The organism is Embleya sp. NBC_00896 (assembly GCF_045207785.1).
In the GTDB taxonomy this organism is placed as follows: domain Bacteria; phylum Actinomycetota; class Actinomycetes; order Streptomycetales; family Streptomycetaceae; genus Embleya.
In genome coordinates, this window is the sequence record NZ_CP108776.1 from 3,914,870 (window position 1) to 3,938,912 (window position 24,043).

General features: G+C 71.4%; 22 protein-coding genes and 2 tRNA genes. 16 read left to right on the plus strand and 8 right to left on the minus strand.

Translation table 11 applies throughout. The features are described from left to right. Nucleotides 1-351 precede the first annotated feature (351 nt). On the plus strand, nucleotides 352-1,101 hold the full coding sequence (locus OG928_RS17800) for a transglycosylase family protein (protein ID WP_406284797.1): 750 nt from the start codon (nucleotides 352-354) through the stop codon (nucleotides 1,099-1,101). A gap of 258 nt (nucleotides 1,102-1,359) precedes the next feature. Here OG928_RS17800 and OG928_RS17805 read toward each other — a convergent pair whose 3' ends face one another. Beyond that, entirely contained in the window at nucleotides 1,360-1,536 is a 177-nt protein-coding gene (locus OG928_RS17805; protein WP_406284800.1) for a hypothetical protein, read from the minus strand. A gap of 137 nt (nucleotides 1,537-1,673) precedes the next feature. Between OG928_RS17805 and OG928_RS17810 the strand changes: the two genes are divergently transcribed. Together OG928_RS17810 and OG928_RS17815 are read left to right on the plus strand one after the other, a co-directional pair. Continuing rightward, nucleotides 1,674-3,065 carry a VWA domain-containing protein gene (locus OG928_RS17810; protein ID WP_406284803.1) on the plus strand — a complete coding sequence of 464 codons (1,392 nt, stop codon included), beginning with the start codon at nucleotides 1,674-1,676 and terminating at the stop codon, nucleotides 3,063-3,065. A gap of 192 nt (nucleotides 3,066-3,257) precedes the next feature. After that, nucleotides 3,258-4,148, plus strand: coding sequence for an MmgE/PrpD family protein (locus OG928_RS17815; protein ID WP_406284804.1), 891 nt, complete (start codon nucleotides 3,258-3,260; stop codon nucleotides 4,146-4,148). Nucleotides 4,149-4,404: 256 nt separating this feature from the next. On the opposite strand, the gene OG928_RS17820 is transcribed toward OG928_RS17815, so the two are convergent. After that, the gene (locus OG928_RS17820; RefSeq protein WP_406284806.1) at nucleotides 4,405-4,950 is read right to left on the minus strand and encodes a nuclear transport factor 2 family protein; all 546 of its coding nucleotides are present in this window, start codon (nucleotides 4,948-4,950) and stop codon (nucleotides 4,405-4,407) included. Between the two features lie 140 nt (nucleotides 4,951-5,090). On the opposite strand from OG928_RS17820, the gene OG928_RS17825 reads away from it, so the two are divergent. Beyond that, nucleotides 5,091-5,873: an SDR family NAD(P)-dependent oxidoreductase gene (locus OG928_RS17825; RefSeq protein WP_406284809.1), complete on the plus strand. Its 783-nt coding sequence runs from the start codon at nucleotides 5,091-5,093 to the stop codon at nucleotides 5,871-5,873. 15 nt (nucleotides 5,874-5,888) lie between these two features. On the opposite strand, the gene OG928_RS17830 is transcribed toward OG928_RS17825, so the two are convergent. Next, nucleotides 5,889-6,494, minus strand: coding sequence for a DUF4291 domain-containing protein (locus tag OG928_RS17830; RefSeq protein ID WP_406284810.1), 606 nt, complete (start codon nucleotides 6,492-6,494; stop codon nucleotides 5,889-5,891). 282 nt (nucleotides 6,495-6,776) lie between these two features. Here OG928_RS17830 and OG928_RS17835 point away from each other — a divergent pair, with 282 nt between their 5' ends. The 6 genes from OG928_RS17835 (at nucleotide 6,777) to OG928_RS17860 (ending at nucleotide 12,628) form a co-directional block, all read left to right on the plus strand. Continuing rightward, complete coding sequence (locus OG928_RS17835) at nucleotides 6,777-7,958, plus strand: acyl-CoA dehydrogenase family protein (protein WP_406284813.1); 1,182 nt, start codon at nucleotides 6,777-6,779, stop codon at nucleotides 7,956-7,958. Then, a complete protein-coding gene (locus tag OG928_RS17840; RefSeq protein WP_406284814.1) occupies nucleotides 7,955-8,947 on the plus strand; it encodes a bifunctional MaoC family dehydratase N-terminal/OB-fold nucleic acid binding domain-containing protein in 993 nt (330 codons plus the stop codon). The genes OG928_RS17835 and OG928_RS17840 overlap by 4 nt, the downstream gene beginning before the upstream one ends. Further along, nucleotides 8,947-10,074 carry an acyl-CoA dehydrogenase family protein gene (locus tag OG928_RS17845; protein WP_406284817.1) on the plus strand — a complete coding sequence of 376 codons (1,128 nt, stop codon included), beginning with the start codon at nucleotides 8,947-8,949 and terminating at the stop codon, nucleotides 10,072-10,074. Before OG928_RS17840 ends, OG928_RS17845 begins: the two co-directional genes overlap by 1 nt. Next, the gene (locus OG928_RS17850) at nucleotides 10,071-10,520 is read left to right on the plus strand and encodes a MaoC family dehydratase (RefSeq protein ID WP_406284819.1); all 450 of its coding nucleotides are present in this window, start codon (nucleotides 10,071-10,073) and stop codon (nucleotides 10,518-10,520) included. Before OG928_RS17845 ends, OG928_RS17850 begins: the two co-directional genes overlap by 4 nt. Then, nucleotides 10,517-11,698 carry a lipid-transfer protein gene (locus OG928_RS17855; RefSeq protein WP_406284821.1) on the plus strand — a complete coding sequence of 394 codons (1,182 nt, stop codon included), beginning with the start codon at nucleotides 10,517-10,519 and terminating at the stop codon, nucleotides 11,696-11,698. The genes OG928_RS17850 and OG928_RS17855 overlap by 4 nt, the downstream gene beginning before the upstream one ends. Before the next feature lie 123 nt (nucleotides 11,699-11,821). Next, nucleotides 11,822-12,628 (plus strand): glycoside hydrolase domain-containing protein, encoded by an 807-nt coding sequence (locus OG928_RS17860; protein WP_406284823.1) that lies wholly within the window; start codon nucleotides 11,822-11,824, stop codon nucleotides 12,626-12,628. A 56-nt stretch (nucleotides 12,629-12,684) separates the two neighbouring features. Here the strand turns inward: OG928_RS17860 and OG928_RS17865 are convergent, their stop codons facing one another. Beyond that, nucleotides 12,685-14,340 (minus strand): long-chain fatty acid--CoA ligase, encoded by a 1,656-nt coding sequence (locus OG928_RS17865; RefSeq protein ID WP_406284824.1) that lies wholly within the window; start codon nucleotides 14,338-14,340, stop codon nucleotides 12,685-12,687. A 338-nt stretch (nucleotides 14,341-14,678) separates the two neighbouring features. Between OG928_RS17865 and OG928_RS17870 the strand changes: the two genes are divergently transcribed. Beyond that, nucleotides 14,679-14,996, plus strand: a complete 318-nt coding sequence (locus tag OG928_RS17870) for a hypothetical protein (RefSeq protein ID WP_406284826.1) — start codon at nucleotides 14,679-14,681, stop codon at nucleotides 14,994-14,996. A 70-nt stretch (nucleotides 14,997-15,066) separates the two neighbouring features. Continuing rightward, nucleotides 15,067-15,213, plus strand: a complete 147-nt coding sequence (locus OG928_RS17875; protein WP_406284828.1) for a hypothetical protein — start codon at nucleotides 15,067-15,069, stop codon at nucleotides 15,211-15,213. 56 nt (nucleotides 15,214-15,269) lie between these two features. On the opposite strand, the gene OG928_RS17880 is transcribed toward OG928_RS17875, so the two are convergent. Together OG928_RS17880 and OG928_RS17885 are read right to left on the minus strand one after the other, a co-directional pair. After that, a complete protein-coding gene (locus OG928_RS17880; RefSeq protein ID WP_406284830.1) occupies nucleotides 15,270-15,959 on the minus strand; it encodes a response regulator in 690 nt (229 codons plus the stop codon). Continuing rightward, nucleotides 15,920-18,517, minus strand: coding sequence for a PAS domain-containing protein (locus OG928_RS17885; protein ID WP_406284832.1), 2,598 nt, complete (start codon nucleotides 18,515-18,517; stop codon nucleotides 15,920-15,922). The genes OG928_RS17880 and OG928_RS17885 overlap by 40 nt, the downstream gene beginning before the upstream one ends. Before the next feature lie 144 nt (nucleotides 18,518-18,661). Between OG928_RS17885 and OG928_RS17890 the strand changes: the two genes are divergently transcribed. Together OG928_RS17890 and OG928_RS17895 are read left to right on the plus strand one after the other, a co-directional pair. After that, a tRNA-Ser gene (locus tag OG928_RS17890) sits at nucleotides 18,662-18,750 on the plus strand. 588 nt (nucleotides 18,751-19,338) lie between these two features. Further along, nucleotides 19,339-19,411 (plus strand) — tRNA-Arg (locus OG928_RS17895). A gap of 85 nt (nucleotides 19,412-19,496) precedes the next feature. Here the strand turns inward: OG928_RS17895 and OG928_RS17900 are convergent. Next, nucleotides 19,497-20,348 (minus strand): ABC transporter permease, encoded by an 852-nt coding sequence (locus OG928_RS17900; protein ID WP_406284833.1) that lies wholly within the window; start codon nucleotides 20,346-20,348, stop codon nucleotides 19,497-19,499. After that, entirely contained in the window at nucleotides 20,345-21,346 is a 1,002-nt protein-coding gene (locus OG928_RS17905; RefSeq protein WP_406284836.1) for an ATP-binding cassette domain-containing protein, read from the minus strand. Before OG928_RS17905 ends, OG928_RS17900 begins: the two co-directional genes overlap by 4 nt. A 215-nt stretch (nucleotides 21,347-21,561) precedes the next feature. Here OG928_RS17905 and OG928_RS17910 point away from each other — a divergent pair, with 215 nt between their 5' ends. Together OG928_RS17910 and OG928_RS17915 are read left to right on the plus strand one after the other, a co-directional pair. Next, a complete protein-coding gene (locus OG928_RS17910) occupies nucleotides 21,562-23,016 on the plus strand; it encodes an amino acid permease (RefSeq protein ID WP_406284838.1) in 1,455 nt (484 codons plus the stop codon). Further along, complete coding sequence (locus OG928_RS17915) at nucleotides 23,013-23,936, plus strand: universal stress protein (protein WP_406284841.1); 924 nt, start codon at nucleotides 23,013-23,015, stop codon at nucleotides 23,934-23,936. The genes OG928_RS17910 and OG928_RS17915 overlap by 4 nt, the downstream gene beginning before the upstream one ends. Nucleotides 23,937-24,043: the final 107 nt, after the last annotated feature.

Consider the following 24,043-nt stretch of genomic DNA (forward strand, 5'->3'; position numbering starts at 1 on the left):
CATGGGCCAAAAGGGGCAAAAGGTTCCCGTGTGTCGGCGTCGGTAAACCCGAATCCGGCGCGGAAGAGCGCCGGCGGGCCGCGTACGGGCATTTCGAATACCTATGCTGACCTGCATAAATGCCCGAGCGGGTTGATAACGGCCGGATAACCTGTTTATGGTCCTCGCGATGTGCAAATCGCACCTCCTGGGTTCCCGCCGGCACGGCATGGCGGAACTCGCGGTCTGGGAGGGCCGCGGGGTTGCGGCATCGGACATCGCGTCCTGGACGCGGAAGTCCGGTTCCGGGCAGGGGTGATCCGCAAGGATCGCGCCGGTCCATCCGCCCCAGGGGAATTCCGAGAGGAATGTATGTCTCTCCGCAACGCTTTCGGTCGCACCAACTCGCACCGCGGCATGGGTCGTACCCAGCGTCGTCTGCGCACCGCGACCATCGTCGGCGTCGTCGCCGCCACCCCGCTCGTCGGGCTCGCGACCGCGACCTCGGCGAGCGCTGCCAGCACTTCCACTTGGGACAAGGTCGCCCAGTGCGAGAGCGGCGGCAACTGGTCCATCAACACCGGCAACGGCTTCTACGGCGGTCTGCAGTTCACGCAGAGCACGTGGCGCGCCAACGGCGGTACCGGCAGCCCCCAGAACGCCTCGAAGGCCGAGCAGATCCGGGTCGCCGAGAACGTGCTCAAGACCCAGGGTCCGGGCGCCTGGCCCGTGTGCTCCAAGAAGGCCGGTCTGACCCGCGGTGGCGGCAGCCCGTCCACGGACTCCGGTTCCTCGACGTCGACCCCGAAGAAGGCCACGACGCCGAAGAGCACCACCCCCAAGAGCACCACCCCCAAGAGCACGCCGAAGAAGGTCGTCGTCGCGCCGCAGGACAGCGCGCCGAAGAAGGCCGCCCCGGAGAGCAAGCCGGCGTCGGCTCCGACGACCGCCACCACCTCGACGGAGGGCACCTACACCGTCAAGTCCGGTGACACGCTCAGCGGGATCGCCGCGGCGAACAACGTGAGCGGTGGCTGGCAGTCGCTGTACGCGAAGAACCAGGGCGTGGTCGGCAGCAACCCCGACCTGATCCTGCCGGGCCAGCAGCTGGTCCTGCGCTAGAACTCCCCGGGGCCTCGGTCCCGAGAGCTCGGCGCGCAACGAACGGTGCGTAGTACGAAAACGGTCGGGGGCGGCCGTATCTCCTGTGCGAATTCCGGGAGATGCGGTCGCTTTCGGCCTTTTTGCACCCCTTTGCACCTCTTTCGAGGGGCGGGGCGCATCGGTGTCGCCTCGGCGACGGTCGGATCACGACGCACCGCGGAGGGGATGGTGCGTCGCGGGGCCTTCACGGCCCCACGCAGGGCCCTGGTGGCGCCGTCAGGTGCAGCCAGGGCCTCGCTGCGTCGCGGCCGCCTCGGCGGCGCACAGGAGTTCCAGCCGGCGGGCGATCGACGCCGCCCGCTCGACCAGCAACCGGGCACGCTCGTGCTCGGCCTCGCTCCACTCGCCGGGGTCCGCGCGGCCTGTGCCCGCGTGATGACCGTTGTTGCCCATAACCGCTTGGTTCCCACCGGATGGGGGCGATCATTCACGATGTGACGGTCCATCACCCGTGATGCCGATCACGTTGGTTTGGTCACGGGTCGGCGGATCTCTGCGGCAGGGCGTCGATTCGGGCCACACTGACGTCCATGACGACTCTGATCGCCGGGGCCAACGTCCCGGTTCCGGCGGGCCCGCTGACCCTGGTGATCCGCCGCGCGGCGGACGCGCCGACCGCGGACGCCTCGGCGCTGCTGCTCGGATCGGACGGGAAGGTCCGCTCGGACGAGGACTTCGTGTTCTACAACCAGCCCGCCGCGGCCGCCGGCGCCGTGCGGCACATCGGTCCGACCGCCGGCGGCGAGGCGGTGGTGGTCGATCCGCAGGCACTGCCGGCCGATGTCGAGCGGGTCGTGCTCGCCGCGTCGGTGCACGAGGGCACGTTCGCGGCGGTGGCCGGGCTCGCGCTCGCGGTCCTGGACGCCGCGGGCGCCACCGCGGCGACGTTTCCGGTGGAGGCCGGCGGCAGCGAGACGGTGATGGTGCTGGGCGAGCTGTACCGGCGGCAGGGCGCCTGGAAGCTGCGGGCGATCGGCCAGGGCTACGACACCGGGCTCGCGGGCCTGGCGGGCGACTACGGGGTCGACGTGGCGGACGAGGACGACGCGGCGGACCTGCCGGCCGGGACGCTGCCGGTCGCGCCGGTGGGCGCCACGCCCGGGTGGGAGCCGCCGCCGTACAGCGACGAGCCGACGATGCGGCTGCCGGCACCGGCGGACGACCCGCAACTCGCGGGGCTGCCGCCCGAGGTGGGCGCGCGGGTCTCGCTGCGCAAGGAGGCCGTGCGGATCACGTTGGAGAAGAAGGGCCTGCGCGACGTCCGGGCCCGGGTCGCGATCGTGCTCGACCGCTCCGGCTCGATGCGGGAGCTGTACGGCAACGGCGCGGTCGGCCGGCTCGTCGAGCGGATGGCGCCGATCGCGGCCCGACTCGACGCCGACGGCGAACTGGACGCGTGGATCTTCGCGGACGAGTTCGCGCCGCTCGACCCGGTGCGGATTCCCGAACTGCCGCGCTGGATCGCGGACAACGTGTACATCGACGGTCGCGGCAACAAGCCGCAGTCGCCGCCGCGGCCGGACGGGTCGCAGCGCGTCCCCGACCACCTGTCGGGCGTGTTCGGCGGCAACAACGAACCGGCCGTGATCCAGGACATCGTCGAGCGCTACCGACGCGAGCCGGGGGACCCCGTGCTCGTGCTGTTCTACTCCGACGGCGGCGTCAACCGCAGCAAGCAGATCCAGCGCCTGCTGACCGATGCCGCGGGCCTGCCGATCTTCTGGCAGTTCGTCGGTCTCGGGGCGTCGAACTACGGGATCCTGGAGAAGATCGACACGATGCCCGGCCGGCTCGTGGACAACGCCGGGTTCTTCCAGGTCGACGACATCGACCGGATCTCCGACGTCGAGCTGTACGAGCGCATCCTCTCCGAGTTCCCGCAGTGGCTGACCGCCGCGCGGGCGGCCGGCGTCGTGCGCTGACCGATGCCTGGAGGCCCGATGCCCGGAGGCCCGATGCGCGCCCGATGCCCGGTCGACGCGGCTCGTGCCCGCTCGGGGTGAGCCCGATGTGATTGGGGGCTGACGCGACGTCACCAGGACGGCCACAATGGGACATTGCGCCGTTCTTTCGCACCGCGTCGCCGTGCAGTCGAGGTTCGGGGAAGGGGTTCCATGGCGGTATCGGGCGAATTCGCCGATTGGGCCACAGAACTGACGATGCGTCACGTCCCGTTGTCGGTACGGCGGGCGACGTGTCGCGGGATCCTGGAGGCGATCACCGTCGGGGTCGGGGCGGCCCGGGTCGGCACCGTGGACCCGGCCGTGCACGTCGCGGTCGGGATCGGCGGCCCGCCGGAGGCCGAACTCATCGGGCACGCCGCGGGGCGGCTCGCGGCCCCCGCGGCGGCGCTCGCGAACGGCATGCTGATCGGGGCCGGCCGCGCCGAACCCGATCCCGTGACGGGGGCGTTGGCCGTCGTGCTCCCGGTCGCGCTCGCGGTGGGCCAGGAGGTCAAGGCGCGTGGCGACGAGGTGCTGCTCGCGGTGATCGCCGGGCACGAGACGGCGTGTCGGCTCACCGCGCCGGGTGACGCGCGGGCCGGCGGGCTCCTCGGCGCCGCGTTGGCGGCCGCCCTGCTGATGGCGCTCGATCGGTCCCGGATCCGCGACGCGGTGGGCATCGCGGGCGAGTTCGCGAGCGGGCCGGGAAGCGGCGGTGGCACGCTGGGGGTCGGCGAGGGGGTCGCGGCCGGGAACGCGATCATCGCGGCCCGGCTCGCCGCGTCGGGGGCGAGCGGACCCGACGTCGGGATCGACGAGCTGTGCCGGGCCCGGCGGTTGGCGCCCGGCGCGGTGCTCGACGGGCTCGGCGAGCAGTGGTCGTGCGGGCGGAGCCCGGCGGCGAAGATGACGGATCATCAGTTCGACCTGGAGGCATGCGAGAGACTGGGTGGCCGCCGCCGGGACGCACGGGCGCTGATCGCCGAGATTCGCGCGCTGGCGTTCGCGCCGTCCCTCGACTCGATCCTCGCGCTGACCGTACGGGTCGCCGCCGGCACCTGACGTCCACGGGCCGACGTCAGTGTGCCTGACGTCAGCGTGCCTGACGTTCACACGCCTGACGTTCACACGCCTGACGTTCACACGCCTGACGGTCCACGGGCCTGACGTCCACACCCCGTGGACGCGGCACCCACCCGACGATGTGCATAAGTTGTCCACAGGCTGTGGATACTTTGGGGGCGCGATGTCGATTCCTGTGGACAAGACGCGCCCCATGGTGGGTCGAGGCCGGCCCTGCCGACCCGGGGACACGCCGTCAGACGCCCTTGCGCGGCGGCACCTCGTGCGGGTCCAGGCGGCGCATGTCGGCGAATCCGTCGCCGGTGGAGTAGCTGTCCTCGCACAGCACGAGCGCCTCGTCGTCGAAGCCCCACACGATCGCCATCTGCGTCTCGTAGAGGTAGAACGCGTCGACGTCCGCGACCGGCCGGCCCATCCCGGCCAGGATCCGACCCGGGTAGGCGATCCGCAGGACGCCCTCGGTGACCACGGTGTCCCGATCGACCGTCAGCCGGTCGATGTGGTGCGCGAGTCGGCCGCAGTCGTTCGCGACCACCGCGCGGTAGAACTCGCGCACCTCGGCATGGCTCTTGGGCGCGCGGTCCACCGCGGACGCGCCCCACTGGTGGTAGACGGCACCCGGCGAGACGGTCGCCATCAGCGCGTCCAGGTCGCCCTCGTGCTCGGCGCGCATGTGCGCGACCAGCGTGGTCAGGATCGCGTGCCGACGCGGTTCGGTCTCCGCGGCCAGTCGTTTCTCGGCGAGTTCCCACGTGCGTCGCGCGTCGATGAGCTCGGTCATGTGGCCGCCTTCCGCCGGTGGTCGCGTCGCGGGACACCTTGCACCGAACTAGTTGACTGTGCAATACAAATCACGACACGTGCCGCACCGGCACGCGCGAGGGCCGTGCGGCGCACGGCGGTTCAATCGACGAGGTGCACATGAGCGGTGGAGCGCAGGGACGGGACGCCAACGCGATGTTCGACCTGACCGGCCGGGTCGCGATCGTGACCGGCGGCAGCCGCGGGATCGGGCGTGCGATCGCGCACGCCTACGCCGCGGCGGGCGCCGCGGTCGTGATCGCGAGCCGGAAGGCGGACGCGTGCGAAGCGGTGGCCAAGGAGATCACCGACGCCGGCGGCCGGGCGCTCGCGGTGCCCACGCACTGCGGCGAGTTGGAGCAGTTGGCCGCGCTGGTGGACGCGACCGTCGCGCACTTCGGCGGCATCGACATCGTGGTCAACAACGCCGCGAACGAACTCGCCCAACCGATCGGGGAGATCACGCCCGCGGCCTGGGAGAAGTCGTTCGCGGTCAACCTGCGCGGCCCGGTCTTCCTGGTCCAGTACGCGCTGCCGCACCTGATCGCGTCCGGCCGCGCGTCGGTGCTCAACGTGGTGAGCGCGGCCGTGTTCACCCGCGCCGAGGGCAAGGGCCTGTACGCCGCGGGCAAGGCCGGCCTCGTCGCGTTCACCCGCACGATGGCGGGCGAGCTCGCCGAGCACACGATCCGGGTCAACGCGATGGCCCCGGGAGCGGTGGAGACCGACATGGTCCGCAAGACCGGCCCCGAGGCGATGGCCCGGATGAGCGGCGCGTCGCCGCTGAACCGGATCGCCGCGCCCGAGGAGATGACCGGCCTCGCGCTGCTGCTCGCGTCCGACGCGGGCAGCTTCATGACCGGACAGATCGTCAGCATCGACGGCGGGCTGACCGTGCACTGAGCCGGGCGGCGGTGGTCAGCCGGGCGGAGTCGCCCCGATCACCGGCACCAGCTCGGCCGGGAGCGGGTACGCGCGCTCGGCGGGCACCAGGGCGGCGGCGTCGTCGAGGTCACCGGCGCGGACCAGGTCGTGCACGCGGTGCGCGAGCGCGGTCACGTCGGTGATCCGGCGCGTCCACTCGTCGGCGTAGGCGCGCGTGGCCCACCCGGCCAGCCCGAGCTGCAACGAGCGGTGCGTCAACGGTCGCAGGCGCAGGTCGCGTTCGGGGTCCCACTGGATCCGCACGGTGGTCGTGTGCAGCCGGGTGCCCCACGCGTCCCGGTCCGGATAGGTCGTGTGGTCGTAGTGGCTCAGACAGGCCCCGGCGAGCGCCGCCTCGAAGCCCTCGCGGCTGATCTCCAGCGCCAGCACGCGCTCCTGCTGCGGCTTGGTCGCCCATCCACAGCGGTACATCATCCAGGTGAAGCTCGGCTTGACCCAGGTCATCCGCTCCCGGCTCCAGGTGTCCGGAAATCGCTGATCGCGGACGGCCGCCTCGGCGATCCGCGGCTTGTACGCCTGGTACACCGTGACGGTCTCGTCGGTGTACCCGGCGCGGATCTGGCGGTTCGGTATTTCCATGCCGCGCAGTGTGGCCGTCCCGTGCGCGGGCGGACCACTCGTTTTCGCCGTCCCTCGGGAGGTGGACGAAGGGGTGAATCGGACGTGATTCGGCTCCCCATAAAATGCTTGATATTGACAAGCGATCCCGAGTCGGAGAGATTCGATGTTGCCGGGCGACACGCGTTCCCGGTCCATACCGATGTGCAGCGCGGGGCAGACCCGACCGCGACCCTTCCGTGCCCGGCGGGCGTCGACCCGCGTCGCGACCCACGCGATCCACGCACGTGAAGGAGCAGCGACGTGCATCTCGCCCCGACCCCCGCGCAGGACGCTCTACGGGCAGAGCTGCGGGACTATTTCACCCGCCTGATCACCCCCGACGTCCGAGCGGAACTCGACCGCGAGGGCGAGGCAGGCGGTGCCACCACCCGGCGGGTGCGTCGGCAACTGGGCTCGGACGGCTGGCTCGGCATCGGATGGCCGCTCGAGTACGGCGGCCAGGGCAAGGGCCCGGAGATGCAGTTCATCTTCTTCGACGAGGCATACCGCGCCGGCGCGCCGGTCTCGATGGTCACGCTCAACACGGTCGGCCCGACGCTGATGAAGTTCGGCACCGAGGCGCAGAAGAGCTACTACCTGCCGAAGATCCTGGCGGGCGAGATCATCTTCGCGATCGGCTACAGCGAACCGTCGGCCGGCACCGACCTGGCGTCGCTGCGCACCCGCGCGGTGCGCGAGGGCGACGAGTGGGTGATCAACGGGCAGAAGATCTTCACCTCGACCGCGCAGGGTGCCGACTGGATCTGGCTTGCGTGCCGCACCGACGTGGACGCCCCCAAGCACAAGGGCATCACGATGATCCTGGTCCCGACCACGGATCCGGGCTTCTCGTGGACCCCGATCGTCACCGTCGGCGGGATGACCACGACGGCGACGTACTACGACAACATCCGGGTGCCGTACGACAACCTGGTGTTCGAGGAGAACTCGGGCTGGAAGCTGCTCACCAACCAGCTCAACCACGAGCGGGTCGCCCTCGCGGCGCTGGGCATGCAGGCCGAGGACTTCTTCGACGAGGTCCTGGCGTGGGCCCGCGAGACCGAGGTCGAGCCGGGCGTCAAGGTCGTCGACCAGCCGTGGGCGCAGCTGAAGTTCGCCGAGACCTACGCCCGGCTCGCCGCCGTGCGGATGTTCAGCTGGCGGCTCGTGCACGACGTCGGCAACAACACCCTCAACGCCGGTGACGCGTCCGGCGTGAAGTTCTTCGGTACCGAGGGCGCGATCGAGGTGTATCGCAACCTCATGGAGATCGTCGGTCCGGACGCGACGCTGCGACCGAGGTCGCCCGGCGCGTTCAGCGACGGCCAACTCGAAGCGATGAACCGCCGCGCGCAGATCAACACCTTCGGCGGCGGCGTCAGCGAGGTCCAGCGAGAGATCGTCGCCATGGTTCGCCTTGGCATGACGCGAGTGAAGCGGTGAACGACGACATGACCGACCCCACCAGCCACGACAAGGCCGCCTTCCTCGCGGCCGTCAAGAAGTACGAGGGCGTGCACGACGTCTCGGGCGTGCTCGCGCTCGACCCGGTCAACGGGCCGATGATCCGGCACTGGGCCGAGGCCATGGGCGACACGAACCCGGTGTACACCGACCCCGAGGCGGCCGCGGCAAGCCACTACGGCGAGGTGGTCGCGCCCGCGACCATGCTCCAGGTGTGGATCATGCGCGGCATGGACGCCGGCACGACCGTGAACTCGACCACCGGTGAGCTGTACAAGCACTTCACCGACAACGGCTTCGGTTCGGTCGTCGCGACCAACTGCGAGCAGGAGTACGTCCGGCCGCTGCGGCTCGGCGAGGTGGTCGAGTACGACCAGCTGATCGAGACCGTGTCGGACGAGAAGACCACCGGACTCGGCACCGGTCACTTCATCACCACGCTGACCAACATCTACGTGAGCGGCGAGGGCGGTCGCGAGCTGATCGGCACGCATCGCTTCCGGATCCTGCGCTACACGCCGCACAAGAAGAAGGCGCCGGCCGGGTCCGCAGCGCCGGCCGCGCCCGCGCTGCGGCCGCGCAAGGTGGTCAACAAGGACAACCAGGCCTACTGGGACGGCGTCGACGCCGGGAAGCTGCTGTTCCAGAAGTGCACGGACTGCGCCACCCCGCGCTTCCCGTTCGCGCCCGGCTGCAACAACTGCGCGTCCCTCGAGTGGGAGACCGTCGAGTCGACCGGCAAGGGCGTCGTCTACTCGCACGTCACCATGCACTACCCGAAGTTCCCGGCGTTCGACATGCCGTACGCGGTCGGCCTGATCGAACTCGAAGAGGGCGTGCGGATGCTCGGCAACGTGATCGGCGTCCCGCACCAGGACGTGCGGATCGGACTCCCGGTCGAGCTGGAATTCGTCACCCACGACGCCGAGCTGACCGTGCCGGCCTTCCGAGCGGTTGGGGAGAACTGATGGATTTCAACCTCACCGAGGACCAGCGGGCGCTGACCTCGCTGGCCGAGGAGATCTTCGCCGACCAGTCCACCGACGAGCGGCTGAAGAAGCTCGCGCAGACCGACACGAACCTGGACGTCGAGCTGTGGGGCAAGGTCGCCGAGGCCGGTCTCGTCGGCGCGATCATCGCCGAGCGGCACGGCGGCGGCGACCTGGGCATGGTCGGGCTCGCGCTGCTCCTGGAGCAGCAGGGCCGGTTCACCGCGCAGATCCCGCTGCTCGACACCGTCGTGTACGGCCTGCTCCCGCTCCTGGAGTTCGGCTCGGACGAGCTGATCGAGGCCGACCTGCCGGCGCTGCTGGACGGTTCGCGGATCGTGGCCGGCGCGCTGGCCGAGGTCGGTACGGGCCTTCCCGCCGTACCGAAGGTGACCGCGCGTGCGGACGGCGACGCGTATCGCCTGGACGGCGAGAAGCGGGCGGTGGCCTGGCTGACCGTCGCGCACCGCGTCCTGGTGACCGCGTCGGTCGACGGCGTGCTCGCGGTGTTCCTGGTGGACCCCCAGGCGCCCGGCGTCGCGATCGAGGCCGCGCCGACCACCGCGCCGTGGGCCTCGGGCAACCTGCGCCTGGACGACGCGCCCGGCCGGCTGATCGGCACCGTCGAGCGCGGCGCCGAGATCGCCGCCTGGATCGTCGACCGCGCGCGCGTCGCGCTCGCCGCGCAGCAGGTCGGCGTCTGCGAGCGCGGGCTCGCCCGCACCGTCGAATACGTCAACACGCGTGAGCAGTTCGGCAAGCCGCTGTCCACCAAGCAGGGCGTCATGCTCCGCGCCGCCGACGCGTACATGGACACCGAGGCCATCCGGGTCACCACGCTGGAGGCCGCGTGGCGGATGGACCAGGGCGAGGCCGCCACCGAACAGGCGCTGGTCGCCCGCTGGTACGCCTCCGAGGCCGGCAAGCGGGTCGTGCACGCGTGCCAGCACCTGCACGGCGGCATGGGCTCCGACATCGACCACCCGATCCACCGCCACTTCCTGTGGGGCCGTCAGATCGACGTCACCCTGGGCAGCGGCATCCAGCAGCTCGCCGCGCTCGGCAAGCTGCTCGCCCACGTGCCCGCCCAGGGAGGCAGCCGATGACCACCGCGGACCTCAAGAGCCTCACCCACGCGGAGGTGTCCGTCGGCGACGAACTGCCGCCGCTGGCCATCCCGCTGACCCGCACGCTGATCGTCTCGACGGCGCTGGCCACCCGCGACTTCCAGGACGTGCACCACGATCCGCAGCTCGCCGCGGACAAGGGCTCGCCGGACATCTTCATGAATATCCTGACCAGCAACGGCCTGGTCGGGCGCTACATCACCGACTGGGCGGGACCCGAGACCGAGCTGCGCAAGGTCGCGATCCGGCTCGGCGCCCCGAACTACCCCGGCGACACGATGACCCTCACGGGCACGGTGACCGCCAAGACCACCGCCGAGGACGGCACCCCGCTCGTGACGATCGCGGTCGTCGGCGCCAACAAGCTCGGCAACCACGTCACCGGCACGGTCACGGTGAAGCTGCCGGAAGGAGCCGAAGCGTGAGCCTCAAGCACGCCGACAACCTGCGCGGCAAGGCCGCCATCGTCGGGATCGGCGCGACCGAGTTCTCCAAGGCGTCCGGTCGCAGCGAACTGCGGCTGGCCGTCGAGGCGGTCAAGGCCGCGCTCGACGACGCCGGCATCGCGCCGTCCGAGGTGGACGGCCTGGTCAGCTTCACGATGGACACCAACCCCGAGATCGCGGTCGCGGCCGCGGCCGGGATCGGCGACCTGACCTTCTTCAGTCGGATCCACTACGGCGGCGGCGCGGCCTGCGCCACGGTCGCGCAGGCCGCGATGGCCGTCGCGACCGGGGTCGCCGACGTCGTGGTCTGCTACCGCGCGTTCAACGAGCGCTCGGGCCGCCGGTTCGGCTCCGGCGTGCTCCAGCGCGACCCCACGGTCGAGGGCGTGGGCCTGGGCTGGAACATGCCGCACGGCCTGCTGACGCCGGCCTCGTGGGTGGCCATGTTCGCCCAGCGCTACCTGCACGTGTACGGCGCCACCACCGAGGCGTTCGGCCACGTCGCGGTCGCCGACCGCAAGCACGCGGCGAACAACCCGAAGGCGTACTTCCACGGCAAGCCGATCACGCTGGAGGACCACCAGAACTCGCGGTGGATCGTCGAGCCGATGCGGCTGCTCGACTGCTGCCAGGAGACCGACGGCGCGCAGGCGATCGTCGTGGTGAGCGCGGAGCGGGCGAAGGACCTGCCGAAGAAGCCCGCGATCATCAACGCGGCGGCGCAGGGCGCGGGCCGGCTGCAGGACCAGATGACCAGCTTCTACCGGGACGAGATGACCGGTCTCGCCGAGATGGGCGTGGTCGCCAAGCAGCTGTGGCAGACGTCGGGGCTCACCCCCGACGACATCCAGACGGCCGTGCTCTACGACCACTTCACGCCCTTCGTGCTGATGCAGCTGGAGGAGTTCGGCTTCTGCGGCCGCGGCGAGGCCCCGGCGTTCGTTGCGAACGGCGGTCTGGAGCTGGGCGGCAAGCTGCCGACGAACACACACGGCGGGCAGCTGGGCGAGGCGTACCTGCACGGGATGAACGGCATCGCCGAGGGGGTCCGCCAGATCCGCGGGACCTCGGTCAACCAGGTCGAGAACGTGCACAACGTGCTCGTGACGGCCGGCACCGGTGTGCCGACGTCGGGCCTGGTGCTCGGCGTGGAGTAGTCCGGCGGGTTTCTGGGCCGTCCGGGTGACGCTTCGGCGCGTCGCCCGGGCGGTTCCGGGCGTGGCGGGGTATCGATGCGCAGCGTGGACGGACAGCCTCGTTCGCTCGCGTCAGGAGATCCCGTGCGTCCTTCGCTCACCCGTCGGGTCGCTGCCACCGTGTCGCTCGCCGCCGTGCTCGGCCTGCTTCCGGCCCAGATCGCGCAGGGCGCCAGGCCCACGCCCAAGGTGGGGCGTTCGGTCACCGCGCTCGGCTTCGACGCCTGCGAGGCGCCCACGACGCAGACCATGCGGGCGTGGCGGGACTCGCCGTACACCGTGGTCGGGATCTACATCGCGGGGGACAACCGCGCGTGCAAGAGCGAGCGGCTCACCCGCGAGTGGGTGGCCACCGTGCACGCGCAGGGCTGGGACTTCCTGCCGATCCAGGTCGGCCTGCAGGCGCCGTGCACGACCTCGAAGAAGCCGGGCCGGATCGACCCGGCCCGCGCCGCCGAGCAGGGCGTCGCGGACGCGAACGACGCCGTCGACCGGGCCGCCGCGCTCGGGTTCAAGCCCGGCAGCGCGGTCTGGTTCGACATGGAGGCGTACGACAACCGGAACATCGCGTGCCGGGACGCGGTGCTGAACTTCGTCTCCGCGTGGTCGGATCGGGTCCGCGTCCGCGGCTTCGTGGCCGGCTACTACAGCAGCCTCGACTCGGGTATCCGGGACATGATCGAGGCGGTCGGCACGCGTTCGGTGCCGGACGCGGTCTGGTACGCCCGCTGGGACAACCTGGCGGTGACCACCGGCGACGGCGCACTGCCCGACGGCTATTGGCGCAACCGCCGCGTCCACCAGTACACCGGCAACGTCGCCGAGACGTACGGGGGCGTGAAGATCACCATCGATCGCAACGCGGTCGACGGGCCGGTCGGGGTGCTCTGACCGCATGCGCGGCCGGTGGCCCCAGGGAGCCACCGGCCGCCGCATCGGCGAACCGCTCAGCCGCGGTCGAGCTCGTCGACCTCCAGGGCGCCCTCGGCGTACTGACGCCTGATCACCTTCTTGTCGAACTTGCCGACGCTGGTCTTGGGCACGGCGGCGATCAGGCTCCACCGCTCGGGCACCTGCCAGCGGGCCACCTTGCCCGCGAGGTAGTCGCGCAGCTGCTCCACGGTCGTCGCGGCACCCGCGCGCAGGACGACGGTCGCGAGCGGGCGCTCGCCCCACTTGTCGTCGGGCACACCCACGACCGCCGCCTCGACGACATCGTCGTGGCCCATCAGCGTGTTCTCCAGTTCGACCGACGAGATCCACTCGCCGCCCGACTTGATCACGTCCTTGGACCGGTCGGTCAGCCGCAGGAAGCCGTCGGCGGTGATCGTGCCGACGTCGCCGGTACACAGCCAGCCGTCCTTGAACCGGCCGCCGCCGCTCGCGTCCGCCGAGCCCTCGTCGTCGATGTACGCGCCCGCGATCCACGGCCCGCGCACCAGCAGTTCGCCGACCGCCTCGCCGTCGAACGGGACGTCGACCCCGTCCGGGCCGACCAGGCGGGCCTGCACGGAGGCGGGCAGGCGCCCCTGCGAGATCCGGTACGGGAACGCCTCGTCGCCGGTCAGCCCGGCCGGCGGGCGGGCGACCGTGCCCAGCGGCGAGGTCTCGGTCATCCCCCACGCGTGCACGATCCGTACCCCGTGCCGCTCCTCGAACGCGCGCATGAGCCCGGGCGGGCAGGCCGAACCGCCCACCACGACCTCGCGCAGCGAGGACACGTCGGTCTTGTGCACGTCGAGGTAGTCGAGCAGGCCGGTCCAGATGGTCGGTACCGCGGCGCCGAACGTCGGCTTCTCGGCGACGATCATCGCGGCGAGCGGCTCGGGCTGGAGGAACCGGTCGGGCATCAGGATCGAGGCGCCGCTCATCATCGCCGCGTACGCCAGGCCCCACGCGTTGACGTGGAACATCGGCACGACCGGCAGCAACAGGTCGGCCGGCCCCAGGCCGAAGCCCTCCACCATGCACACCTGCATGCTGTGCAGATAGGTCGAGCGGTGGCTGTACACGACGCCCTTGGGGTTGCCCGTGGTGCCGGAGGTGTAGCACATCGCGGCGGCCTGGCGTTCGTCGATGTCCTCGTCCCAGTCGAACTCGGTCGGCCGGCCCGCGAGCAGTTCGTCGTAGCGGTGGATCTCCTTGCCGGAGTCCTGAAGCGGCGTCAGATCCGTGTCGGCGCCGGTGACCACGACGTGCCGGACGGTCTTGAGCTGCGGCAGCAGCGGGGCGGCCAGCGCCGCGAGCGAGCCGTCCAGGACCAGTACCCGGTCGTCGGCGTGGTTGGCGATGTAGATCAACTGCTCGGGCGGCAGCCGCAGGTTGAGGGTGTGCAGCACCGCGCCCATCGACGGGATCGCGAGGTAGCACTCGAGGTGTTCCTGGTTGTTCCACAGGAACGTGGCGACCCGCTCGTCACCGGTGATGCCGAGCTCGCGCAGCCCGTGCGCGAGTTGTGCGGACCGGCGGCCGACCTCCGCGTACGTGGCGCGTCGAGGGGCGCCACCGGTCCAGGTGACCACTTCCGATCCGCCGTGCACGGTGGTGCCGTGCCGCATGATGCGCGCGATCGTCAAAGGCACGTCCTGCATCGTGCTCAGCACTGTGGGGCCTCCCTGGATTCGCCGGACGGACACCGGACGAGGTGAGGGGATTCTTTCTCCCCGATCGGGTGCTTGTCAGCCCCCGGAGCGTGGGGTTCCGGACCGGTGTCGGGCTCCGTCGTGCGCGCCCGCCGTGATCCGACGTGCGCCCGTACGGGTGAACCGGGCGTGGCGATCGGCCGATCGGGCTACCCGAGCGGAAGAATACGAAGGTATCCCGGTTGCTCCGGATGGCGCACCGTTTCCGACCGACCGTCGCGGACGTTCCGTAACTCCCGCTTTTCCGCTCTTCCGGAGGGGGACCGGCGAGCCCTCGATTCCCCCCTGGAGGGCGCCCCATGTATCCGTTGGAGGTGCGATCCGAACCGCACCGACCGTACGACGTCGTGCTGCCGGACGCGCTCGGCCATCCCGTTCTCGGCTTCCGGGACGGCTATTGGTTCCGCCTCGGCCAGGACGGTCCGCCGCGTCCGTTGTGCGCGCGAACCGCGATCATCGGACATCCGGAGTCCGCCGGGCCTATCGTGCAGGTCATGTGTTGGTGGATGCGCGAACACCACGATCACCCGCAGGCGATGGACCTGGGCACCGAACTGGCCATGACGGTGGGTGAGATGAGCCGCAGGCTGCACGAACAGGGGCCGGCGGCATGGTGAGGCGCTGTGGTTCCGTGCGCATACGGCGGGTGCCGTGTGGACCCCGGGTGCCGGCGATCCGGGTGCGGACATGCGTGATTCCCCAATGCCGGACCGGGCCGCGACGGTTGTGCGGATGATCCCCGTACGGGTGGTCGCCCGGGCGGGCGTGGGCGGACCGGTCACCCACGTGGGTGACGGGGCGGTGCGTGCCGGGGCGCGCCGATCGCCCGAGTGACGCGACCGCCCGGGTGACGCCACTCCTGGGGTGACGCGACTGTTCGGGTGACGCGACTACTTGGGCGAGGCGATCTTGCCGAGCAGGTCGACGATGCGCTGTTGGACGTCCTCGCGGGTCGACCGCTCGGCCAGGAACAGCACGGTCTCCCCGGTCTGGAGCCGGTGCAGGTCGTCCTCGACGAGGTCGAGGGTCGTGTAGACCACGATCGGTGTCGAGTGCAGGCGCGCGTTGTTGCGCAGCCAGTCGACGACGCCGACCCGGCGACGGCGCACCAGCATCAGGTCGAGCACCACCAGGTTGGGCTCGACGCTGGACGCCTTGGACACCGCCTCGCTCTCCGAGGCGGCGTGTACGACGTCCATGCCACGCCGTTCGAGGGACGCGGTGAACGCCGTCGCGATGTCGGGGTTGGCCTCCACCAGGAGCACGCGCGAGGCGTGTCCGGCGCTGTCCGCAGGCGCGAGCGAGCGCAGCAGCACGGCGGGGTCGGCGCCGAACGCGGCGTCGCGGGTGGCCTGCATCAGCCCGGCCGTGACCAGGACGGGGATGTGCGCGGCGGTCGCGGCGGTGCGCAACGACTGCAACGCGGTACGGGTGATCGGGCCGGTCAGCGGGTCCACGAAGAGCGCGGCCGGCTGCACCGGGACGCTCGCGTCGACCTCCTCGCGCGAGCGCACGAGCAGCGGACTCCAGCCGCGCGCGGTCAGCGCGCCGGCCGTCGCGGTGTCCGGCTCGGGCCACACCAGGAGCCGCGCGGCTGCCCGTCGGGCGCGGGGGCGACCATCGTCGGCAGGTCGGCGCCGGACATCGCCTCGGCGTCGCCGGGCGGCGCGGCCGGGAAGCCCGATCGTCGGCCCTGGATCGGGATGGCCTGGTCGGGCGCGGCCGGGATCGGCGGGAGCAACTCGGTGGGCATGTCGGCGCCGGCCGGTCGGCCGGGGCGATCCTGCACGCTGGTCGTGCGGCCCTGGCCGTCGGATGTCCGGCCCTGCGCCGGAATCGGCGCCGGCGGCGTGGACAGCCGCCTGCGTGCCTGGGCGCCCTGCGGCGTATGGCTGCCGTTGAGCCGGCCGGCCGCCGCGGGCGCGGGAGGGGCAGCGGGTCGCGGGGGCTGCGCGGCCGGTTCGCCCGGCTCCACCTCGCCGGGCCCGGGTGCGGTCGACCCGCTCGCGCCCGATCCACTCGCGCCGGGCCCGGCCGCCCCGGTCACGCCCCGGTGCGACCCGGACGGCCCGGCGGCGGACTCGTTCGCGTCGTGCGCGTCCCGCGAGGGCCGACCACGGCGCGAGCGCGGCGGGTAGACGGCCTCGAACGCGCCGCTGTTGTTGCGCGCGGCCTCCTCGGCCTCGTCGATCACGTCGGCGTCGGCCCGCTCGTGCTGCCCCTCGGCGGAACCCGCGGCCGCGGGCACCAGGGGCACCGGCGCGACCGTGCCCGGCGGCAACGCGAACGGGCCCTGCGGCGCGGCGGCCACCGAACCGGGCGGCGGCGGGGCGGGCACGGGCGGGGTGGACGAGCCGACCGGTTCGAGCCGCGCCCGCGCGGGCTGCGCGCCGCGCCCGCGCACGGCGAGCTCGACGCCGGCACCGGGAGCGGAGGCGCGCCTGGCGCCGGTCGAGCCCGGGGTCTTCGCGGCATCGCCGCCCTTGGCATCCGCGGCATCCGCGTCCGCGGCACGCCCGGCGGCCGGTGCGGCCTTGCCGTCCGGCACGGCGGCGGCGTCCTCCGCGTCCGCCGAAGCCCGGTCGTCCTTCGGCTTCTCGTCCTCGTCGGTCGGCTTCGCGCCGGCCTTCGCGTCCCGCCCGCCCTTGTCCCCGGCCGCGTCCGCCCGACCCGCAGGGCGCGCGCGGCGGCCCTTGGCCGCGCGGTGCTCGCCGGAACTGCCGGCCTGTTCGGCCGCCTCGGCGTCGGCGGGCAGTTCGACCACGTACGTGCTGCCGCGTCCCGGTGTGGTGTGCGACTCGACCGTGCCGCCGTGCGCCTCGACGACCGCGCGCGCGAGCGGGACCCGGACGGCGCTGCCCCGGCTCTCCGGACCGCGCACCTCGATCCGGGCCAGGTCGCCGCGCTGCGCCGCCGCGACCACGACGGTGGACCCCTCGGGGCCGGCCGCGACGGTGTCGGCGAGCAGGTGTCCCAGGGCCCGGGTCATCGCGTCGACGTCCACGCGCACCCCCACGGGGGAGGCGTTCACCACGAACTCCACGCCCGCGCCGCGCGCGAGGTAGGTGACGGTCTCCATGGCCCGGTCGACCAGATCGTCCACCGTGGTCGGCACACGTTCGGAACCGGCTTCGGGGTCGGCGTCGTCCCGATCGCCGGCCGTCTCCTGGTGCGCGAGCACCTCGCCGGCGAGCTCTTCGAGGCTCTCCAGTTCGCCCGCGACCTGACGCACCATCCGCCGGGCCCCGTGGCCGATCTCGCCGGTCGCGCCGTCGGCCACCTTCTTGAGCCGGCCGCGCACCGCCTCCAGTCGGCCGAGCATCTCGGCGCCGACCAACTCGGCGAGCTGCGCGCGCCGTTCGGTGGACAGCTTCTCGCGCCCGGTGTCGCTGAACGTCATCACGGCGCCGACGACGGCGCCGCCGAGCAGGATCGGGGCGGTGATCATGTCCACCGTCACGTAGCCCTTGTCGCCGCGCCACAGGATCTGGTCGCGCAGCCGCTGCCGGCGGCCGTTGCCCAGGGTCACCAGCGGCGGGCACTCGGCGGCGGGCAGCGGGGTGCCGTCCGCCCTGGTGTGCATCAGCAGCTCGTGTACGTGCTTGCCGCCGAGCTCGCTCGCGCGGTGCCGCAGGATCTTGGCGGCGGCGGGGTTGGCCAACACGATCTGGCCCTCGGCGTCGATTCCGATGATGCCCTCGCAGGCCGCGCGCAGGATCATCTCGGTCTGCCGCTGCTGACGCGCGAGTTCGGCCTCGACGTCGACCTTCCCGGTGAGGTCGCGCACGACGATCATCAGGAGTTCGTCGTCGTAGCCGGCCGGCAGGTTGGCACTGGTGACCTCGACGGGGAAGACGCCGCCGTCGGTGCGGTGCGCGGACATCCGGGTCGGCTTGGTCCGGGTGTCGCGCGGATCGTTGGCACGCACGGAGCCCGGGATGCGCCGGTGGTCGAACGAGGGCAGCAGGTCGAGGAGACCGCGGCCCACCACAGGGGTGCCCGGCGCCTCGAGGACCTCCAGTGCCATGGCGTTCGCATTGACGACGGTGCCGTTGCGATTCACCAGCAGGAGAGCATCCGGCAGGGCGTCGAGTATGGCGGCGAGGCGAGCAGCGCCTCGGGATGGCCTGCTGCTCACGAAGCGCGTACCTCCTCCGGTCCTCGGACTGAGCGACGGCCATCTTGCCCGTCGTCGCCGAGGCATGTCACGACCGACTATCCCATTGTTTTTGCAGTCACGTTGACGAGCCTAGTAATCTGTTCGTCGTCGGCAAACACCGATGGAGGCTTCGCCTAGTCCGGTCTATGGCGCCGCACTGCTAATGCGGTTTGGGGTCAAACCCATCCCGGGTTCAAATCCCGGAGCCTCCGCTTCACGAACAGCCCGTCTGGTCCCACCAGGCGGGCTGTTTTGCGTTCATCCAGGTGACGTTTCGGTGATCATTCGACGACCCCGGGTCACGACCGGAAGCGTGATGTCCGGTATGAGGCTCTTTCCCGAAGCGACCGTTCCAACCATTCGGTTCATGATCGCGTGCTCCGCTCGAAGGTCCCGACCGATACCCGCGACACCCTCCGACGCCACGCGCGACCGTTCCTTCTCGCACCTTCAAGGCGATATATCCAAAATGAGCAATTCAGCTCACAGCGAACACAGTCTGACCGGACCCCGCGCGCGTCGCCCCTCGACCCCTCGCCCGATCCCGAACCGGATCAACCCGACCCGATCCGCGCCGGCGGACCGGATCCCGAGCCGTCGATCGGCGGACTCCGGAACCCCCCATCGGGGACCTCGTCCGCACCTTCGAAGCCCGCCCCGCCGGCACCCGCCCGAAGCCCCATCACCCCCCGAAATGAAGGCGTTTAGGCAGGTGGTGCCCCGTTTTGGGGCAGGGTCGAACAATGGATTTCACCCCCGGCCGGGGAACATGTATTGTTGACCTCGGTCAAAGCGACCAAGCGCTCGTAGCTCAACGGATAGAGCATCTGACTACGGATCAGAAGGTTGCAGGTTCGAATCCTGCCGAGCGCACAGCAGCGCAGAAGCCCCGCCCGGGAAACCGGGCGGGGCTTCTTTCGTGAGTGGGTGAGTAGGGGGTCCGCGCCTGTGCGGGGGATCACTTCCGGTTGTACAGCCGCATCGTGAGCGTTCCGAAGATCGCGGTGATCAGGCCGCCGGAGACCAGCACCCAGGTCAGTTCGCCGCCGTCCCAGCGCCCGTCCATCAGGGCGCGCACCGCGGCGACCACGTGCGTGATCGGATTGACGTCGACGAACGCCTGGAGCCAGCCGGGCATCGTCTCGGGGTCGACGAAGACGTTGCTGAGGAAGGTCAGCGGGAAGAGCACCATCATGCTCACGCCCATGACCGACTTCTCGCTGCGCAGCAGCAGCCCGAACATGGTCCAGATCCACGAGAAGGCGAACGAGAACGCCACGAGCAGCGCGACGCCGGCGACCACGCCGAGCACCCCGCCGTCCGGCCGGAAGCCCAGGATCAGTCCGAGCACCATGATCGTCGTGGAGGCCAGGACGTAGCGCAGCAGATCGCCGAAGATCATGCCGACGAGCGGGGAGGGCCGCCAGATCGGCAGGGTCCGGAAGCGGTCGAAGACGCCCTTCTCGATGTCGGTGTTGAGCGAGACGCCGGTGTACATCGTGATCATCACGACGCTCATCACCATCACGCCCGGCAGCACGAACTGCAGGTACTCGCCGGTCGATCCGGCGAGTGCGCCGCCGAACAGGTACGTGAACATCAGCGTCATCATGATCGGGAACGCGGTGACGTCGAAGAGCTGTTCGGGGACGTGCTTGATCTTGAGCACGGCCCGCCACCCGAAGGTCAGCGACGTCGACAGCGCCCCCGGACGTGCGGGCCGGGCCTCGCGTTGCAGCACCGCGGCCAGGTCCTGCGCCGCGGGGACATCCGGGTCGAGGTCGGTGTCCTTGACGAAGGTCGTGCTCATGCCGACGGCTCCTTCTCGGTCGTGCGGCGGGCGGGACTGTCGGTCAGGGCGAGGAACACCTCGTCCAGGCTGGGCTGACCGAGCGAGAAGTCGGCGACGGTGATGCCGGCCCGCGCCAAGTCGGCCAGAGCGCGCGCGGCTTCCTCCGCCGCACCCTGCTCGCTGCCGTGTCCGGGCACGGCGGCGGTCAGCGCCACCGGATCGGCGTCGAGTTGTACGGACGAGCCGAGCGCCGACGCGAGCAGGCGTTCGGCCTCGGCGCGCTGCCCGGGATCGCGCAGCCGCACGTGGATCGAGCCCGCGCCCACCGACGCCTTCAACTGGCCGGGGGTGCCCTCGGCGATGACCTTGCCGTGGTCGATGACCGCGATCCGGGACGCCAACCGGTCCGCCTCGTCCAGGTACTGCGTGGTCAGCAGCACGGTGGTGCCCTGGGCGACGACGGCTCGGACGATGTCCCAGACCTGATTGCGGCTGCGCGGGTCGAGGCCCGTGGTGGGCTCGTCCAGGAAGAGCAGATCGGGCGTGTTGAGGATGCTCGCGGCGATGTCGATCCGGCGCCGCATGCCGCCCGAATACTTCTTCACCTGGCGGCCGGCGGCCTCGGTCAGCCCGAAGGCCGCGAGCAACTGCGCGGCCCGGTCGCGGGCGGCCGGCTTGCGGTGACCGAGCAGGCGGCCGAGCAGGATCAGGTTCTCCGCACCGGTGAGGTCCTCGTCGACCGAGGCGTACTGCCCGGTCAGGCTCACCCGAGCGCGGACCGCGTCCGCATCACGCACGACGTCCTTGCCGAACACGCGCGCCTCGCCCCCGTCCGGGCGCAGCAGGGTGGCCAGCATCCGGACCGCGGTGGTCTTGCCCGCTCCGTTGGGGCCGAGCACGCCGTACACCGTGCCGGCCGGAACGGCGAGGTCGATGCCGTCGACCGCGCGGTTGTCGCCGAACACCTTGAGCAGCCCGTTCGTCTCGATCGCCAGTGCGGCCCTGTCCTCGCTCATCGCGTGTCCTTGCGTCGTGGGCGTCGTGGCCTTACCTGGTGATGACCGTCGCACCGCCGGGAAGTCATCGCACTTCGGCGCGAAATCCCGTGGATCCGCCGTCCGCCGTCCGCGGCCCGCCGCCGATCGGGCCGAATGGCTGAAGCGCAGTTCGATACCGGGACGTTGGGGCACCGGCCCCTCCTCAGGACATATTCGTCCCCAGGGAGGCCGGATTGCCCGCCAACCACTCTGCGCCCCGGCCTCAATGGGGAGTGCTGCGGACGAAGCCCGTGGACGCGATCCTCGCGGAGAGCGGCGGCGGGGAGGGCGAGGGCGGCGGCTTGCGCCGGACGATGGGCCTGCTCGCGCTGACGTTCTTCAGCGTCGGGGCGACCCTCGGCACCGGGATCTTCGTGATCCTGGGCGAGGCGGTCCCCAAGGCCGGTCCGGCCGTGGTGCTCTCGTTCGTGCTCGCGGCGGTGACCGCGCTGTTCTCGGCGCTGTCGTACGCCGAACTCGCCGGGACGATTCCCGTCTCCGGCTCGTCGTACTCCTACGCCTACGCCACACTCGGCGAGGGCGTCGCGTGGGTGTGCGGCTGGTGCCTGCTCCTGGAGTACGGCGTGTCGATCTCCGCCGTCGCGGTCGGGTGGGGTCAGTACGTCAACGAACTGCTCGACTCGGCCTTCGGGGTCGGCCTGCCCGACTCGATCAGCCAACCGCCGGGCGACGGCGGCACGTTCAACATCCCGGCCGTGATCGTGGTGCTGCTCGCGGTGATCCTGCTCGTGCGTGGTGTGTCCGAGAGCGCCACGGCCAACACGATCATGGTCTTCATCAAGCTGCTCACGCTCGCCTTCTTCTGCGCGATCGCGTTCACCGCGTTCGAGGCCGGCAACCTCTCGCCGTTCGCGCCGCTGGGCGTGGCCGGCATCAGCGCCGGCGCGTCGCAGGTGTTCTTCTCCTATATCGGCTTCGACGCCGCCTCCACCGCGGGCGAAGAGGCCAAGAACCCGCGCCGCGACCTGCCGCTCGCGATCCTGATCTCGCTGGCGATCGTCACGGTCGTCTATGTCGCCGTCGCGCTCGCGGCGCTCGGCGCGCTGCCGTGGCAGGAATTCGAGGGCAGCGAGGCGACCCTCGCGAAGATCGTCACCGACGTCACCGGCGGTTCGTGGGCGTCCACGATCCTGTCCGCGGGCGCGATCATCTCGATCGCGAGCGTCGTGCTGACCGTGCTCTACGGGCAGACCCGCATCCTGTTCGCGATGTCGCGCGACGGCCTGATCCCGCCGATCTTCGCGAAGGTCCACCGGCGCACCCAGAGCCCGGTCGCGAACACGCTGATCACCGGCGCCTGGGTCTCCGTCCTCGCCGCGCTGGTCCCGCTCGGTCGGCTCACCGAGGCGACCAGCATCGGCACCCTGTTCGCGTTCGCGCTGGTCAACATCGGTGTCATCGTGCTCCGCCGGACCCGCCCGGACCTGCCGCGCGGCTTCACCTCACCGTTCTTCCCGATCACACCGCTGCTCGGCGTGGGCTTTTGCGTGTACCTGATGGTCCGGCTCTCCGGGACCACGTGGGTGGTCTTCCTGATCTGGATGGCGGTCGGCGTGGGCATCTACTTCCTGTACGGCTACCGCCACTCGCGCTGGCGTGCCGAACTCGCGGCCGAGGCCCGGTCGTGAGCGGGGACGGCGCGAGCATGCGGATCGTGATCGGCTGCCAACCGAACCCGCGCGGCGAGGACGCGCTCGCACTGGGCATGGTGCTCGCGCGGCAACTCGGCGCCGGCGTCGTGCTCGCGCACGTGCGCCCGCCCGCGCTGCCCGGTGTCGGGGTCGGCGCGGTGGACGCGGAGTGGCGCGCGTTCGTGCGCGAGGAGACCGAGCGGCTGCTGGACGACGCCGAGACCCGACTGCGCGCGTGGGCCCCCGGACTCGTCGTCGAGCGCGCGATCGGCAGCACCCGGGGCAGCGGCCGCGGCCTGGCCCGGATCGCCGAGAAGCACGGGGCCGCTCTCGTGGTGATCGGCCCCGCGGTGGGCGGCCGTGCCGCGCGGGTCGCCGTCGGCAGCACCGCGGACCAACTCCTGCACGGATCACCGGTGCCGGTCGCGCTGGCCCCCCGCGGCTTCGGTGACCGCCCGCCGCCGGGGATCGCCCGATGCACGATCGCCTACCAGCGCGAGCCGCAGCTCACCGGCGTGCTGAACTGCGGTGTCGAGTTCGCCCGCCGGCTGCGGTGCGACGTGCGGCTGCTCACGCTCGTCCTGCGCCCGGTCCGGTTGTACTCGGGCCGGCAGCACCAGGCGGCCGAACACCAGGTGCTGCGCGCCGCGCGCGATCAGGCCGAACAGGACCTCGCCGTGGCGCTGGCCGAGATCGCGATCCCGGCGGAGGGCGAACTCGCCGAGGGCGCCGACGTGCACACCGCGCTCGACACCGTGGCCTGGGCCGACGACCTGCTCATCTGCGCTTCCAGCACGGTGGGCCCACTCAAGCGCGTCTTCGTCGGCGACGTCTCCCACAAAATCGTCCGCAACGCCCGCACCCCGGTCATGGTCCTCCCCAGAGGCGTACTACCGGACGCCTGGGACACCCCATGACCCTTCACAGCCCGTCCCACGCCACCCACAGCCCGTCCGGCGCCACCCACAGCCCGTCCGGCGTTTGAGGACGAATCGGCCGAAGGGCCGCCCCGAATCAGCCCGGC

What these genes read in the sequence shown, in the direction of transcription:
- OG928_RS17800 (WP_406284797.1), top strand. Translation starts at nt 352, where the DNA reads ATGTCTCTCCGCAACGCTTTCGGTCGCACCAACTCGCACCGCGGCATG.
- OG928_RS17805 (WP_406284800.1), bottom strand. Translation starts at nt 1,536, where the DNA reads ATGGGCAACAACGGTCATCACGCGGGCACAGGCCGCGCGGACCCCGGC.
- OG928_RS17810 (WP_406284803.1), top strand. Translation starts at nt 1,674, where the DNA reads ATGACGACTCTGATCGCCGGGGCCAACGTCCCGGTTCCGGCGGGCCCG.
- OG928_RS17815 (WP_406284804.1), top strand. Translation starts at nt 3,258, where the DNA reads ATGGCGGTATCGGGCGAATTCGCCGATTGGGCCACAGAACTGACGATG.
- OG928_RS17820 (WP_406284806.1), bottom strand. Translation starts at nt 4,950, where the DNA reads ATGACCGAGCTCATCGACGCGCGACGCACGTGGGAACTCGCCGAGAAA.
- OG928_RS17825 (WP_406284809.1), top strand. Translation starts at nt 5,091, where the DNA reads ATGAGCGGTGGAGCGCAGGGACGGGACGCCAACGCGATGTTCGACCTG.
- OG928_RS17830 (WP_406284810.1), bottom strand. Translation starts at nt 6,494, where the DNA reads ATGGAAATACCGAACCGCCAGATCCGCGCCGGGTACACCGACGAGACC.
- OG928_RS17845 (WP_406284817.1), top strand. Translation starts at nt 8,947, where the DNA reads ATGGATTTCAACCTCACCGAGGACCAGCGGGCGCTGACCTCGCTGGCC.
- OG928_RS17850 (WP_406284819.1), top strand. Translation starts at nt 10,071, where the DNA reads ATGACCACCGCGGACCTCAAGAGCCTCACCCACGCGGAGGTGTCCGTC.
- OG928_RS17870 (WP_406284826.1), top strand. Translation starts at nt 14,679, where the DNA reads ATGTATCCGTTGGAGGTGCGATCCGAACCGCACCGACCGTACGACGTC.
- OG928_RS17875 (WP_406284828.1), top strand. Translation starts at nt 15,067, where the DNA reads ATGCGTGATTCCCCAATGCCGGACCGGGCCGCGACGGTTGTGCGGATG.
- OG928_RS17900 (WP_406284833.1), bottom strand. Translation starts at nt 20,348, where the DNA reads ATGAGCACGACCTTCGTCAAGGACACCGACCTCGACCCGGATGTCCCC.
- OG928_RS17905 (WP_406284836.1), bottom strand. Translation starts at nt 21,346, where the DNA reads ATGAGCGAGGACAGGGCCGCACTGGCGATCGAGACGAACGGGCTGCTC.